This window comes from Rhodococcus sp. FW305-130 (genome assembly GCF_058788335.1).
This window is the reverse complement of record NZ_JBYTAP010000004.1, coordinates 471,825-486,576: the sequence shown is the minus strand read 5'-3', so window position 1 is coordinate 486,576 and position 14,752 is coordinate 471,825. Positions and strand designations below refer to the sequence as shown.

Here is a 14,752-nt window from a genome sequence, read left to right as displayed (position 1 = left end):
GCGCGCGGTGTTGTATGCACGTCTACTCCGGTCGAGCGACCTCGAAGTTGTCGAACCGGGCCACTACCGGCTCGGTGGACGATCCCGAAATGTACACCGCCAACCCCGTCGAACCCAGAGCTTGCAGTTCCGGAGTGGAATCGGTGACGGATCTGGTCCACTGCACCGGCTCTGGCATTTCCTCGTCCCACACCTTTACCTGCAGGGTAGACGGTGACGCACCGAGAACCTGGGCACGGACCCGCAGATGCTTACCTGCCGTGTACGTCAGGCCAGGCAACGTCACGACCGAACCGAGTACCGTTTCGGTACCCGCCACCACTTTGGTCAACGACACCTGTACCGAACCGTCAGCGAGAATCCTTACCCGCGAACGGTAATCGCCGGAAGCCCCACTCCGCAGCACGGTCGACAGATACGCGCCGCCGCCGGTCGGCATCACTTCGAGCCACATCGAATGCGACACGTCTACATCACCGGACGCTACCGCGGGCAACAACATCGTCGCCGAACGGCCAGCGGGTACTGTCACTTTGGCCGAACCCGACTCGACTGAAGCTTTGGCTCCACCACCGGTCACCGACCAGACGCCACCGACCTCTGCTTCGCCGAGACCCGAGACCGTTTCCCTGTCGAAATTGTCTTTGGCTACCTCGCCGTCAGCCGGGACAACCGCGTCCTTGACGGTAACCGGATGTGTTGCAGTGCTTTTCGCACCGGAATTGTCCACGACGGTCAAGGTCACGGCGTACGTACCGGCGACAGCATAACTATGGTCGATCTTCGCGTCGGCACCTGTAATAGTGGCACCTGTCGCGTCGTCACCGAAGTTCCACTCGTACGAAACGATTGTCCCGTCCGGATCTGCCGAAGTGCTGCCGTCGAAGGCGACTGCCAGATCCGTCACGGTTTCCGTGAACGCCGCGACCGGCGGCTGATTCGCTACCACGCCCTGGCCACGTTGCCAATGCGCCTGCACCGCATCCGAACTCAATGCCGAGTTGTAGACCGCGACCTCGTCGAGCGCGCCTGAAAAGTTGGAACTGAGAGGTGCCGAGGGCCAACCTCCCAGACTGTCGCCGCCGACCCGCCAATATCCCGCGGTGCGGTACTCGGCTTGAACGGTATCGGCACGTTCTGCCACCTGCTCACCGTCGACATACAGGCGCATCCCGGTCGATCCCAGTACACCGACGACGTGATGCCACTTGCCGTCGTTGTACGACCGTGGACTAGCCACCGTCCGGAATCCGTTCGCGTTCGCACCGAGTAACAGCTGACCCGAATTGCTCATGTACACATGACGATCGCTGGAGGCGCTGTTGTTGGTGTTCACGCTGCCGAAACCGATGATCTTCCCTCCCCAACGGGTGGTCGTGTTGAACCACGCCTCGGCGCTGAACGACTGAGGCCCGAACTGTGCGGACCCACCCGTCTTCGATCCGGCCGTGAACGACGTGGAAGGGTTCGGATCACCGACGATCGCACCACCGACATTGCGCTGGGCTGATTTGAGAGTCAGATCGGCATCACCGGCCCAATCCGACGCGAGAGTCCCCGATGCCTCCCCCAGACGCCAGTAATGAACGGCGCCGTCGCGGGCAACCAACTCCTGGTACACACTTGGCGGCGACGCGATTCCGGCCGGCACTGTGGCTGTCGCCGTCGGCCCGACCATGGTGTTGCCGAATGCGTCCGTGACCCGAACCCGGTATGTCTGGGTCGATCCCGGCGGCGCCGAGGTATCCGTGGCACCCATCCGGCCCCGGTTCCACCACTGTGCATCGTTGGCGGTCGTAGCCGCCACCGTCGCAGTCGAAAGTTGGGCACCTCGAAGCAATTCGTAGGTCAAGTGACTGTTGTCGCGGTCCCAAGCCGCCGTCCACGTCGCGCGGACCGCACCAGGACCGACTCCGGTCATCGCAGGCAACAACTCGTTGTAACCGTTCGGCGCTTCCTTGTTCGGCGCCTGATCCTTGATCGCGAACCGAACAAGCCCCTCCTGCGGCACACCGTTGACCTTCGGAAACTCGCCACCGAGGACGATGTAGCGATCGTTTCCGGCGATCGACCAACCCGCCTGCTTCTGGCCTGTGAACGTTCCGGGAGCCAATGTCGGCAACCAGTGCAACAACTCCGGTGCCGGTTTGCCGAGGAAGTTGCCACTCGAATTGATCGGGCCGGACGCATTCGTACGAAATGCCAACGACCACTGGTAACTCCACGGTTCGGTCTGCGGAAGGCCGCCGATTTGACTGCAGTCGTGCGGATGTCCGGCTACGTACATCACGTCGCCGATCGTGACGTTGGAATACGTGTCGCCTCGGCAGCCGCTGACCCAGCGTAGATTTCCGGTCGCGACATCGGAAGCGAAAACGCTCTCCAGGTTTCCCGACCCGTACGAATAGCCGGTCCCGTACACGGTGCCGGCATCGCTGCTGAGGCTGTAAATCGCGGAGTTGATACCGGAATTCCGCACAACTGTGTTGGTAGGAAACGAGATAGTGGCGCCAGATGTGGCATCGAGAGAGCCGACGCCGACGTTGTTCGCACCGTTGAGCGTCGTGAAGCGACCGCCGACCACTACCTTGTTGCTACCTGGTGGTGCCGTGATGGCCATTACCTCGGCGTTGGCCTTCGGCGCCCACGGCAAAGCTGCACCGGTTGCCACATTGAATGCCGCCAGCCGCTGATGCGCTTGTCCGCCAACGGTATTGAAGATTCCACCGACGTACAGCGTGTCGCCTTGAACTTCGAGAGCGCGCACACCCGCGTCAAGTGCCGAAGTGAAGATGTTGAGCACCGTGCCGTTATCCGCGTCAACAGCAGCCAGCCGATACCGGTTGACACCACTGACATTGGTGAAATCCCCACCAACGAAGACGGTTTTGCCGTCAGCGGACGCTTCGAGGGCGCGCCCCTGACCGTTGAGTGCCGGAGCCCACGGCTTGAGTTCGCCGGTATCGAGGTCGTATGCCAGCGCGTTCGACCTCGGAACGAGATTGGTACCCGGAGCCGCACCAGCAGGCCTGGCGTTGGCGAATTTCCCCGTCACGTACACCGTGTTGCCTACGACGATCTGCGCCCAAACGACCCCGTCCACCTGAACGGTGGGTAATGCATCCGCGGACACCGTCCGCGGAATTGTGGGGACAGTCGGCGCGGTATCGGCAGTTGCTGTACCGATGCCCAGCGATCCCACCACCGCTAGAACTGTCCCCACCGAAACGAACGCGTTGACCAAACCACGCCACTTCTTCCGGTGATCCTGATATCCGTCGGCGCGCATACCGGCGATGTCGACCATTCGTACTCCTGGTTGCAATAAGGAACGCACCCGGAATCTTCCCCCCCGTTATGCGCTGAGTTCACCGACGAACACGCTGTCAGCAACCCACAGGCTACTTCGTTTTTCGGGGATTGCGAACCCGTACGAGAGCGCCGGTAGAAAGCCAAACATTCCGCGGCCAGTCACCAACGGACGTTTTGGGCGCGAGGATCGCACAATCTCGGATTCCCGACGTGCCGAACCTGTTGTTCTTGATCGTCAGACCGATCGCACCCTTCCCCTTTTCATCGACATTGATCGTGCATTGACCACCGGACAGAATGTTGTCGTTGATCTGGATGTTCACACCCCGCGCATAGTTTTGCGTGATCATCGCCGCGGCGTTGTACGCACCCTCCAAACGACTGTTGTGCACGGAGATATTGCTGCCACCCTCGATTTGCACATTGTCGTCGTGGGTTTGGTTGTCCCACTGCTTAGGCCAGGGCGAATAGTGCAAATTGTCGTGTAACCAGCTGTAACCGAAATCGACGTTGTCCCCGAAAATCACCACCGAGTCGACAACGCCCGAGATGTCGAGCCGCCTGGCGTAAAAGTTTCGACCCTTGATTCCGTCGACGTACGGTGACAGCGTCGACGGCCGCAGGGTCGTGTCCTCGATCCTGAAATTTCGATGGTCTCCGTAAGCCGCGACCAGTGATTCATTGATTTGCCCCGGATTACGTCCGCGAATGATGGACCGGCGGATCGTCACATTACTGGCCTCGATCCGGACAAAACCACGGATATCCAGATTTTCGATCACCGTACCCGGTGTCCGAATCGTCAGGTCGCCGTTGTGCACTCGTAGCGGTGTTCCTGCAGGTAATCCGAAGGTTGTCGGCACCGCAGCCTCGACTTCCGCCGGCATACCTACGTTCAAACCACCGGCCGCAAGCAGTGCGGCAAAAGCAAGACCCATTGCACGAAGGGACCGTTTAGGGCGAGCACTCCACAACATTGAAGAACTTCCATTCTCCCCCAGCGTTGCGCCATTGACGCGTTTCAGCAAACATGTAGCGCTATCATATTCCTGGTGATCAGCAGTGAACGTAACAATTCGACCATTGATTCTGTTTCCGGAAATCACGCGTCCAACCTATCGGCTGTTGTGGCCGTTTTGACATACCGACGCCCCGATGACCTGATGGAGTTGCTTCCCGAATTGCTGCACCATTGCCGTCAGGCATCCGTCGGGTACGGTATTCGACCACCAACCGTGCTTGTCGTCGACAACGATCCGGCTGGTGGTGCGCGTGAGACCGCAAACCGGTTCGGCACCGGCGTCACCTACGTACACGAACCGACTCCCGGTATCGTTGCTGCCCGCAACCGCGCTCTCGCCGAATCGGTCGACGTCGATCTCCTCGTGTTCATCGACGACGACGAACGTCCCACATCCGACTGGCTGACAGCCCTGCTCGAAACCCGCAGACGCACCGGTGCCGGCGGAGTTGTCGGCCCGGTCGTGTCGGCATTTGCGGCACCACTCGACCCCTGGATCGCCGACGGTGGTTTCTTCGATCGCCGACGCCTACCCACCGGCACCGAAGTGCGTGTGGCCGCGACAAACAACCTGCTCCTCGATCTGCGTCTGGTCCGCTCGATTTCGTTGCAGTTCGACGAAAGATTCAGCGCAAGCGGCGGATCCGACAGCTTGTTCACGCGCCGATACACCGGAGCCGGTTTTACGCTGGTGTGGTGTGACGAGGCAGTGGTGACCGATGTCGTTCCAGCAGAACGGGCCACCCGCGACTGGGTAATACGTCGACGCTATCGAATCGGAAACTCTTGGGCTCGTACGGAACTGGCACTCATTTCGGGCAGTGCGCAGACCGTTCGGTTACGCGGAGCGCTGCTACTGGCCGGGGCGACCCGAGTGGTGGGCGGAACTGCTCGCGCGACGCTCGGCGTGTTGGGTCGCAGCCCCCGTAATCGCGCACACGGTATCCGAATCGCCGCTCGGGGCGCGGGAATCGTCGCGGGCGCCTTCGGCCGGACCTACCTCGAGTACCGCCGTCCGATCGGCGCCTGAGTACCAATGAATCTCGCGGACAAGGCCGCAAGGGGCGGCGGCGTCACGCTTGCGTTCCAGGCGGTGAAATTCATCGTTCAGACCGCGTCGTTGATCCTGTTGGCCCGGCTGCTGACGCCGGAAGACTTCGGTATCGTCGCGATGGTCGTCGCCATTACGGGCGCTGCAGATCTGATCCGCGACTTCGGCCTCTCACTCGCCGCCGTGCAGGCCAAGCAGTTGAGCGACGCTGAACGGACCAACCTGTTCTGGGCTAATACCGGCATCGGGTTCGTCTGTTGCGTGGTCGTCTCGACCGCGGCGCCACTGATCGTATGGATCTACGACAAGCCCGAGCTCCTACCTATCGTCTTTGCCGTTGCCGGCGTATTCATCGTCAGCGGCGCGGCCACCCAGTTCCGCGCTGAACTCATGCGCAGTCTGCGCTTCACAGCACTGTCCACCACGGATGTTCTGGCAAATGCCATCGGAGTCGGCACAGCAGTGGTGCTTGCGCTTTCGGGCGCAGGATACTGGGCGATTGTCGCGCAGTTGATCATGGTTGCTGTTGCCACGCTGTTTCTCAGTGCCGTGATCTGTCGGTGGCGCCCGGGGCTTCCACGCCGAGGCGTATCGATCAAACGGTTCTTCCGTTTCGGTGGCGGACTACTCGGCACCCAACTGCTCGGGTATGCCACCAAGAACATCGACAGCATTGCCATCGGCGCGATGTACGGGCCAACCACGCTCGGGTTGTACAACCGCGCATACCAACTGCTGATGACTCCGCTCAACCAGATCAACGCTCCACTCACCAACGTCGCACTCCCCATCCTGTCCAAAGTTCAGGACAACCCGGTGATCTACGGGCGGTACCTGGCCAGAGCACAATTGATCGGCGGGTACTTCACCGCTTCGGTTCTCGCGGTCAGCGCCGGCGTCGCAGAGCCGCTGATCACCGTCGCCTTCGGTGAACAGTGGCCTGCCGTTGCCCCGATTTTCGCGCTCCTTGCAATCGGTGGCGTATTCCGCTCGGTCGCCCAAATCTGTTACTGGGTCTATCTGTCTCATGGACTGACCGGCGCGCAGTTGCGCCTGTATCTGTTTCTCCGACCTGCGGTCATCGTGATCACGCTTGCCGGTCTCCCGTGGGGCGCCGTCGGAGTCGCGGCAGCATCGTCGATCGGCTTTCTCGTGGACTGGCTGGTCACTCTGTGGCACGTGCACCGCGTGGCCGGTGTCGACAGCATGATGTTGCTGCGGAACTCCTTGCGCGCGATCCTCCTGTTCGGCGCACCAGCCGGACTGCTCGCATTTGTCGGATCTCACCTGTTTCTCGCACCATCCGCGTCCTTGGCAGCCGGCATATTCTCCGCCCTGGTCGGAGCTACCCTCTCCACAACGCTCTTTCCCACTGTCCGAAGCGATTTGACCACTATGCTCGACTTCGCGAGAAGAGCCGTTGGCCGTCCTCCTCGTCCTCCGAAGGAACCTGTCGACCGAAATTCACCGCTCGGCTTTGGCGGACGAGACGACCGCAGGCTCGCGTCCACAGTTTCGGCGAGCACGATGACGCTGTGGAACTACCTGACTATCGTCAAGAACCGATGGCGCATTTTCATGACGGTATTGGTGATGACACTGGCTGTCGCCTTTTCCACGATAGCCTTGACGCCACAGACCTACATCGCCAGATCTGAGGCAGCCCTGCAACTCGGCGTCGTCGGCACTCCGCGCCAGATAAGTGATCGCTATCCCCAAGCGCTGTCGCTCACCCGTTCCTTTGCCGCACTCGCCACGTCCACCGCCGTCCTCGAACCGGTGATCGGGCGCCTAGGGCTCGACACCTCCGCCGAATCTCTGGCCCGCGACATCGAAGTCACCATCCCGACCGATACCGTCACCATGCAATTCACAGTCCGGGCAAACACGGCCGACGGCTCGGCCCAGATCGCCGACGCCGTCGCCGAGCAGCTGGCCGATCTCACCGGTCGGATGATTCAAATAGAACAGCCGGACATGCTGGGGCTCACCGTCACGCGGGCACCCGTACCTGAATTCGCGTCTACGCCGCGCCGCGGCTTGATCCTGCTGACCGGCGCCGCGACCGGGCTGATGCTCGCGGTGATCGCCGCCGTCTCGTGGGATTGGCAATTGAGTCGCCGACGCACCGGCACTGACCGGTGGCGTGCACAACTAGGCGGTTGACTCCACCCGCTGCTTCGTGTGCCCACGCCGCGAACCATGCTCGGGAAGAGGGGCAAACACGGCGAACATCAACGGAAGTACGGTCACAGCAAGAAGAAATGCTCGGTCGACGAACCCGAACGAAACTTCCAATGTGGATGAAGCGAATAGAGCCACCAACAGCGTTGCCGGTTGGAAAATGCCACGCGCACTCCATTGCGATGCCGCCCATGCGATCGTCACGAACATCGCCGCCACGAGGAACAGGAAGATCAATCCGCCCGTTGCGAGTGTGTGTACGAACTGGTTGTGCCCGTGGAACGCAAAGCCGCCGAGGCTCCCGACGTGTTGCGGCAGAACTGAATACCAATTCGATCCGGAACCGAACCAGGGCGTGTTCCCCCAGGCATCGAGACTGTGACGCCAGATTGCACCGCGGTTGGTCAACGCATCGTCTGCCGGAGTGGACAGCGGCCACCAAATCATCACCGCCCCGGTCGCTCCCACCAGCCCCCAGGACATTGGTCTGCGCAGCACAGACGGTGTGACCGTCATCAGCACCCACATGCCGCATGCGAGGGCAGCCGCGGCCAACGACGATCGCGAGGACGTCCACACGATCGCAAACAGGACGACGGCGATGCCCGCCGCACGCACCATGCGACGTGGAATCAGCATCACTGACGCCAGGCCGAGAACCAGGTACTGCCCGAGATTGTTACCGTCGGTGAAAATTCCGATCAAAATACCGAGCGGCAAAATCTCTTTCGTCGGTGCCACTGCGGTACCTGCACTCGAAATGAAAATTCCACTTTCCGGCAGGAAGACCCCCAACGCAATGCACATCACTGCCGTCAGGACAACGAGGTACCCGAGCACGGCGAGCTTCCTCAATTGTGGCCGCAGGATCCAGATCGCGACCACCAGTACCGGATAGAGCATTCCGCCGCGCGTCGGGACATGATCGATGTACAGATCTCTGACCACCACGTACACCCATGGGGCAAGCATGAGGACCAACGGCATGCGCCGATCGGTAGGCAACGCCGCTGTGCCACGGAGAATGACGAACGCACACAGGGCAAATACGAGCAGCAGTAGCAGCACTTCCAGCTTGACTGCCAACGGGTTCATCGGCAACGCGTCACCCACCGTCGCCCGCCGTTTCACTCCTGTCAGCGACTGCACCAGCCGTGGCGTCGTGTACATCGCCCACACGAGAACGATCAGCGTGACCGTGACGTCCGGCCGAAAATGCCTGGAGGTCACGAGCACTCCCGGATTTGTTCGCAGCGAACCACCAGTGCGCCCAGGGATTCACTAGGTTTAGGATACGGTCGCATGACACCTCGAATCGGCAACGACGGCCAGTCCGGCGAAGACGCGTTGAGAGTCTTGCTGTCCACTCGCGGGCCATTCAAGACGACCAACCCATACGTCGTACAACTGGCCGACTCGATTCGAACCTGCGGCGCAAGTGTCCGGTATTTCAGTTGGCAAACAGCTCTTTTCGGCAGTTACGACATCTTGCACATCCATTGGCCCGAAGTAATGATCCGCCGTGACGGCGCCCTCGCGCGGGCGGCCTCCCAAGTCCGATTCATCATGTTGATGCTGCGCCTGCGGCTCACCGGTACACCTATCGTCCGTACGGCACACAATGTTCGAGCACACGAAACCGGTAGCCTCACGGAGACCGCACTCTTGCGGTGGTGCGATCGACAGACCCGAACCTGGATCGTGATCAACGAATTGTCCCCTGTACCAACAGGAACCGAACGGGTACTCATTCCTCACGGCGACTACGCCGACTGGTTTGCGGGATACCCGAAATCTGAACCCATTGCCGGCCGGGTCATTTCGTTCGGATTGATCCGACCATACAAAGGAACCGAGTCGCTGCTCGAGTCCTTCGCCCACGTCACCACTACCGGCGCAAGCCTGCGTATCGTCGGCAAGCCGAGCACCGACGAACTCCGCGCCGTCGTAGAATCTGCGGCGCGCAAAAGCAGCCGAATCACTGCTGCCCTCGACTATGTCGAGGACAGCACCTTGGCGCTGGAAATCACAGCAGCGCAATTGGTTGTCCTCCCGTATCAAAACATGCACAACTCGGGCGCACTGCTGCTCGCGCTTTCACTCGAACGCCCCGTGCTCGTTCCGGATACCGAAATAACCCGAGCACTGGCCGACGAGGTCGGGCCCGGCTGGATCCACCTCTATCAGGGCCCCCTCACCACGGCGACACTTGATACCGCGCTCGCCGCCCCGTCGCCTGCCGAATCCCCTGACCTGTCCGCCAGGAAATGGCCGCAACTCGGCCGCGCGCATATCCGCGCCTACCGAGACGCCGGCCGAAGAACTCATCCGCCGTACGGCGATCAACGTCTACCGTCCTGAAGTCGTTTCCTACTCCGCATCAGAACTCGTGCAAGTCCCGAGCGCCGTTGTACAAGAACAACGCCGGCGAGAATTCCTCCCGCCGATGACAGCCTGTCGACCGCCGCAGCGAGGTCACGACGCGTGGTCTGCCCACGCCGCGCCACCAAAACCGTGACCTCGGCAGCGGCGGCCAATGTTGCACCGTCCGCTACGGGTATTGCTGCACCACCAACCGCAAGGAGCATCTTGTAGCGCGTCGACTCGACCTTGAGAAAGGGTTTCAGTCGCGTACTCACCAACAACTCCGCGGCATTTCCCTCAGCTCTGCCTGCGGCGACAAAATCCAACCCGGACCTCACCTGGAGCGTCTGACCGAAGTCTGCTGACCCCACCAGGATCTCCGCGAGGCCAGGAGCCGATTCGGCGCCGAGCATGCCCGCTACGGAAGCCGATCGTAAATCACCGTCGACCAACAGAATTCGATCTCGTGCCCGAGCCATGACCAACGCGAGGTCGACGGCGACTGCCCGCGCGTCGTCGCTCGCAGTCACCGGAACTACGGCGACTGACTTCACGCCCCCTCGTTTCCCACACGCCGCTGCGATGTTGGTGTGCAGCACCAAGGTCCCGGCAGCACTCTCCGATCCACGAGGGTCGACGGGTGCCACCGACCGTTTACCGTCGAATGTGATGGCTGCAAGTGCCGGAGTCGACGACACGTTTTCGACGTCGGACACCGACCGAACAGGTCTGGTCACCGATTCCCAGATTCCCACGATCGCCACTGCCACAAGCAAACCGCCCAGCGCGCCGAGCAATTCGAATGTCGCCCGATTTACGGTCGACTGCTTCTCTGAGGCAACCGCGGGAGATACCGACGACATTCTCATTGCGGGGTTGTCCTCTTCACCGCGGGGCGAGAGTGTGCGGACCGCTTCGTCAAGGCGTCGGATCACCGCATTGGCCGTCATCGCCGCGCGCAGACTGGACGTGTCTGTGACTGTCACGTTCATCACCGTGGTATTCGACGGCACGTCCACCTGGATTCGGCCGGCGAGGTTCCGGGCCGTTGCCTGGAGGCCAAGTTCCTCGATCACCGGATCGAGAACGATCGGTGACTTCACGATCTGAGCGAACGAAGGCATGACGCTCTGCGCGAACGAGCTTCCCGCCGTGTAGTCGCTCGCCGTCTTGGCACGGTCGACAGCAAAATAGACGACCGCAGTCGAGCGGTGATCAACCGTGATCGTTCCCGAGTAGACCGCACCACCGATCGCACCGAGCAATACACCCGCAATCAGCAGCAGCCATCTCGCACGAGCGAGATTCCATACGTTTTCCACTCATTCTTCTCTTTCTTCCGAGCTTCGGAGACCAAGTGGACATTGCCTCACGATGAAGACTAGCCTTTCCGCAACTATATGGTTACATCCGCTTTCGCGGCAGATGGCACCGACGGTCGACTCTGAGTTGGACATTCCGGGGGGAATACTTGGCTTACATCGGGGCGCCAGCCCACCGCGCGCTCGTAGCTCATCCGGGTGCCGAGCTGTACGGCTCGGACCGAATAGTGCTGGAATCGGTAACTGCCCTGACAACTACGGGCTGGGACGTGACCGTGATGCTGGGGTCCCCTGGGCCGTTGGCAGCACGTGTGGAGGAAGCCGGCGCCGACGCCGTGATCATGCCGATACCAGTTCTGCGCAAGTCGAAGATGTCGCCGACCGGCCTGCTCTCGCTTGCTGTGGAGGCAGCCCGCTCGACGCCGTCCATCGTGCGGACGCTGCGACGCTTCTCGCCCGACGTCGTGTACGTCAGCACTGTGACCATCCCCTGGCTGGCCGTGGTCGCGAAGCTCCTCGGCTACCCAGTGATCTTCCATGTGCACGAAGCTGAAGACACTGCATCCAAGCCGATCCGAATGGGGCTGAGCGCCCAACTGTTGTTGTCGCAGCGGGTCATCGCGAACAGCAACGCCTGCCGTGAACTGATCCTGCGTGACATCCCGACGCTGGGGCGCCGGATTCGCGTGATCTACAACGGCGTCGCCGGCCCGAGTACCGAGCCGACTGCCCCCAGGCTGAGCCTGACCGGGCCGACTCGACTCGTTTTGGTCGGGCGCATCGCCCCACGCAAGGGCACAGACGTTGCGGTCGAAGCACTCGCAATCCTCGTTCGACGCGGGGTGGATGTGACACTCGATCTGGTCGGAGGCGTCTTTGCCGGCTACGAGTGGTTCGAAGACGATCTCAGCCGTATCGCTGCTGCCTCGGATGTCAGCGACCGCATCCGATACCTCGGCGTGGTCGAACAGGTATGGGAAACAATGGATTCCGCAGATATTGCCCTGGTGCCGTCGAGAGCCGAACCGTTCGGCAATGTTGCGGTCGAAGCCCAGCTTTTTGCAAGGCCCGTGTTGGCCTCTGCAGTTCAGGGCCTCACCGAGATCATCGAAGACGGCAGAAATGGTCGCCTTGTCGAGCCAGGAAACGCTGTTGCGTTGGCGGACGCAATCCAATCGACGATCGAGAGTTGGGGCAGCACGCGCGAGCAGGCAATCGGTGCGCGCACCGAAGCCTTGACCAGATTCTCGCCGGAACGGTACCGCACCGACATCGCCGAGGCCTTTACTGCGACAATCAGGAGCAATCGAAAATGACCGTCCACCAAAATAGTTCACTACCGGAGGAGTCGTTCACCGATACCGTGCGACGACTGGCAGGAGCGCAGAAGCCGCCCGCCAAGGGGTCGCCCGCATATTCCCGGTTCGTCAACAGAAAGATCGGACGCGTCATCGCAGCAGCCGCGTACCAAGTCGGCCTGACACCCAACAAAGTAACGTTCATCAGCGCCGGTTTCAGTGCCGCCGCTATCGCGGCTATCGCACTGGCACAGCCACATTGGTGGGTCGGCATCCTCATCGCCATTGGACTGCTGGCCGGTTACGCATTTGATTCGGCAGACGGTCAACTCGCACGCCTGCGCGGGGGTGGCACGCCTGCTGGTGAGTGGCTCGATCATGTGGTCGACAGCATCAAGACCACCGCACTGCATCTCGCGGTGTTGATCGGTTGGTATCGCCACTACGACGTCACAGATGTCAGATTGTTGTTGATTCCCATCGGTTTCACACTGGTGGCATCCGTCTTTTTCTTTGTCCAGATCCTGACCGACCAGTTGCGACGCGCACACCCGGATCGCGCACCTGCACCGGCAGATACCAGCACCAGTGCCACCCTCCGATCAATTCTGGTCATCCCCACCGACTACGGCGTCCTGTGCGGGATCTTCGTTCTCTTCGCCTGGCAGTCGATCTTCGCCATTTCGTACGCCTTGCTCCTGATCGGCACGGCCCTGTTTCTGTGCGCCGCGCTGCCCAAGTGGTACCGGGAGATTCGGCATTTTCGAGATTAAACAGACTATTCGCCTATGAATAACCATTTGTCTCAATTCTTGTGAATAGTACGTTTTAACTGCACTAAAATATTTGCTGAAGGTTGTCTATTACTTGGATAAGGTTTCGATTTTTGATAGCCTTTTCCAAATCTCGGGATCCTCGGACTATTCAGCGCACGACATGACACGTGCATCGGACGCCGCATCCGACAATTCCCGAGCACAAAACAACAAGGGGGGGTTCGCTCATGCGAATCGCAATGATCGGGACACGGGGAGTGCCCGCACGCTACGGCGGATTCGAAACGGCTGTCGAGGAGATCGGCTCACGACTGGTCGAAGGTGGCCACGAAGTAGTGGTCTACTGCCGCGGCAAAAACAGATCACCGAGCTACCGCGGGATGGAAAGAATACCGCTACCCGCTTTGAAACACCCCATCCTGGAGACCTTGAGCCACACAGCACTATCAGTCGGGCATCTCCTTCGTCACCGGTGCGATGCGGCGATCGTTTTCAACGCTGCCAATGCGCCACTGCTGCCCGCAATCCGCGCAGCTCGCATCCCGGTAGCCGTGCACGTCGACGGGTTGGAATGGAAGCGCGGAAAGTGGGGCCCTGTAGGCCGCCGGTACTACCTGGTAAATGAGCGTGTATCCGTCTGGCTTGCTGACGAATTGATCTCCGATGCCGAGGGAATTGCGGACTATTATCGCGAGCGATATGACACCCCGAGCATGTTCCTGCCTTACGGAGCGCCAATCCGTGACTCCACCGATCTGAGTCGTCTGTCGGAGCTCGATCTGACCGAGCACGGCTACCATCTGGTCGTTGCCCGCCTCGAGCCCGAGAATCAAGTGGACAGGATCATCGAGGGTTATCTACAAAGCGACGCACAGTTGCCCTTGATCGTTGTCGGCTCCGTTCCGTACGAAAGTGAACACGAGAAACGAGTCAACGAGCTCGCCGAGTCGGATCCCCGCATACGCCAACTGGGCGGCGTCTGGGATCAGGACCTCCTCGACACGCTGTACGCGGGAGCTGCAAGTTACCTACACGGGCACACGGTCGGCGGCACCAATCCGTCACTACTGCGAGCAATGGGGGCCGGTGCGAATGTCATCGCCTGGGACGTCAACTTCAACCGTGAAGTGCTGGGAGACAACGGAGTCTTCTTCAACGGACTGACCCAGCTCAGCGCAGCACTCGAGGAAACTGAATCCGATCCGACCGCCGCCGCAGAACGCGGTCTCCGGGCACGGACGCATGCGGCTGCCACCTACAGGTGGGACGAAGTAACCAAGGGTTACGAACAGCTCTGCGAAGAGATGCGCGCTGGAACCCGAAGCCGCAAGCTACGCAAACAGGCCCACGGATCCCAACAGTCCCTTCGCTCCGCCGCCCGAGTACCACAAACTCGGTAAGTCTCTCTCCACCTGAAGGTCAAT

At 60.8% G+C, this 14,752-nt stretch carries 10 protein-coding genes; 6 read left to right on the top strand and 4 right to left on the bottom strand.

The genetic code is table 11. From position 1 onward, the window contains the following. Window positions 1-22 precede the first annotated feature (22 nt). A complete protein-coding gene (locus AC3WQS_RS15365) occupies window positions 23-3,307 on the bottom strand; it encodes a LamG-like jellyroll fold domain-containing protein (protein WP_492713219.1) in 3,285 nt (1,094 codons plus the stop codon). Window positions 3,308-3,401: 94 nt separating this feature from the next. Next, window positions 3,402-4,418, bottom strand: a complete 1,017-nt coding sequence (locus AC3WQS_RS15360) for a hypothetical protein (protein WP_205907296.1) — start codon at window positions 4,416-4,418, stop codon at window positions 3,402-3,404. A 21-nt stretch (window positions 4,419-4,439) separates the two neighbouring features. Here AC3WQS_RS15360 and AC3WQS_RS15355 point away from each other — a divergent pair, with 21 nt between their 5' ends. Together AC3WQS_RS15355 and AC3WQS_RS15350 are read left to right on the top strand one after the other, a co-directional pair. After that, a complete protein-coding gene (locus AC3WQS_RS15355; RefSeq protein ID WP_492713218.1) occupies window positions 4,440-5,363 on the top strand; it encodes a glycosyltransferase family 2 protein in 924 nt (307 codons plus the stop codon). A gap of 6 nt (window positions 5,364-5,369) precedes the next feature. Further along, window positions 5,370-7,550, top strand: a complete 2,181-nt coding sequence (locus AC3WQS_RS15350; protein ID WP_492713217.1) for an oligosaccharide flippase family protein — start codon at window positions 5,370-5,372, stop codon at window positions 7,548-7,550. Here the strand turns inward: AC3WQS_RS15350 and AC3WQS_RS15345 are convergent. Beyond that, complete coding sequence (locus tag AC3WQS_RS15345; RefSeq protein WP_492713216.1) at window positions 7,539-8,798, bottom strand: O-antigen ligase family protein; 1,260 nt, start codon at window positions 8,796-8,798, stop codon at window positions 7,539-7,541. The two genes, AC3WQS_RS15350 and AC3WQS_RS15345, sit on opposite strands and share 12 nt — an antisense overlap. 72 nt (window positions 8,799-8,870) lie before the next feature. Here AC3WQS_RS15345 and AC3WQS_RS15340 point away from each other — a divergent pair, with 72 nt between their 5' ends. Next, window positions 8,871-9,929 carry a glycosyltransferase gene (locus tag AC3WQS_RS15340; RefSeq protein ID WP_492713215.1) on the top strand — a complete coding sequence of 353 codons (1,059 nt, stop codon included), beginning with the start codon at window positions 8,871-8,873 and terminating at the stop codon, window positions 9,927-9,929. On the opposite strand, the gene AC3WQS_RS15335 is transcribed toward AC3WQS_RS15340, so the two are convergent. Further along, window positions 9,911-11,254, bottom strand: a complete 1,344-nt coding sequence (locus AC3WQS_RS15335; protein WP_492713214.1) for a hypothetical protein — start codon at window positions 11,252-11,254, stop codon at window positions 9,911-9,913. The genes AC3WQS_RS15340 and AC3WQS_RS15335 overlap by 19 nt on opposite strands. 149 nt (window positions 11,255-11,403) lie before the next feature. Here AC3WQS_RS15335 and AC3WQS_RS15330 point away from each other — a divergent pair, with 149 nt between their 5' ends. The 3 genes from AC3WQS_RS15330 (at window position 11,404) to AC3WQS_RS15320 (ending at window position 14,728) form a co-directional block, all read left to right on the top strand. Then, window positions 11,404-12,570: a glycosyltransferase family 4 protein gene (locus AC3WQS_RS15330; protein ID WP_492713213.1), complete on the top strand. Its 1,167-nt coding sequence runs from the start codon at window positions 11,404-11,406 to the stop codon at window positions 12,568-12,570. Beyond that, window positions 12,567-13,325 (top strand): CDP-alcohol phosphatidyltransferase family protein, encoded by a 759-nt coding sequence (locus tag AC3WQS_RS15325; RefSeq protein ID WP_492713212.1) that lies wholly within the window; start codon window positions 12,567-12,569, stop codon window positions 13,323-13,325. The genes AC3WQS_RS15330 and AC3WQS_RS15325 overlap by 4 nt, the downstream gene beginning before the upstream one ends. Before the next feature lie 230 nt (window positions 13,326-13,555). Further along, window positions 13,556-14,728: a DUF1972 domain-containing protein gene (locus AC3WQS_RS15320; RefSeq protein WP_492713211.1), complete on the top strand. Its 1,173-nt coding sequence runs from the start codon at window positions 13,556-13,558 to the stop codon at window positions 14,726-14,728. Window positions 14,729-14,752 lie beyond the last annotated feature (24 nt).

What these genes read in the sequence shown, in the direction of transcription:
- AC3WQS_RS15320 (WP_492713211.1), top strand. Translation starts at nt 13,556, where the DNA reads ATGCGAATCGCAATGATCGGGACACGGGGAGTGCCCGCACGCTACGGC.
- AC3WQS_RS15365 (WP_492713219.1), bottom strand. Translation starts at nt 3,307, where the DNA reads ATGGTCGACATCGCCGGTATGCGCGCCGACGGATATCAGGATCACCGG.
- AC3WQS_RS15325 (WP_492713212.1), top strand. Translation starts at nt 12,567, where the DNA reads ATGACCGTCCACCAAAATAGTTCACTACCGGAGGAGTCGTTCACCGAT.
- AC3WQS_RS15340 (WP_492713215.1), top strand. Translation starts at nt 8,871, where the DNA reads ATGACACCTCGAATCGGCAACGACGGCCAGTCCGGCGAAGACGCGTTG.
- AC3WQS_RS15350 (WP_492713217.1), top strand. Translation starts at nt 5,370, where the DNA reads ATGAATCTCGCGGACAAGGCCGCAAGGGGCGGCGGCGTCACGCTTGCG.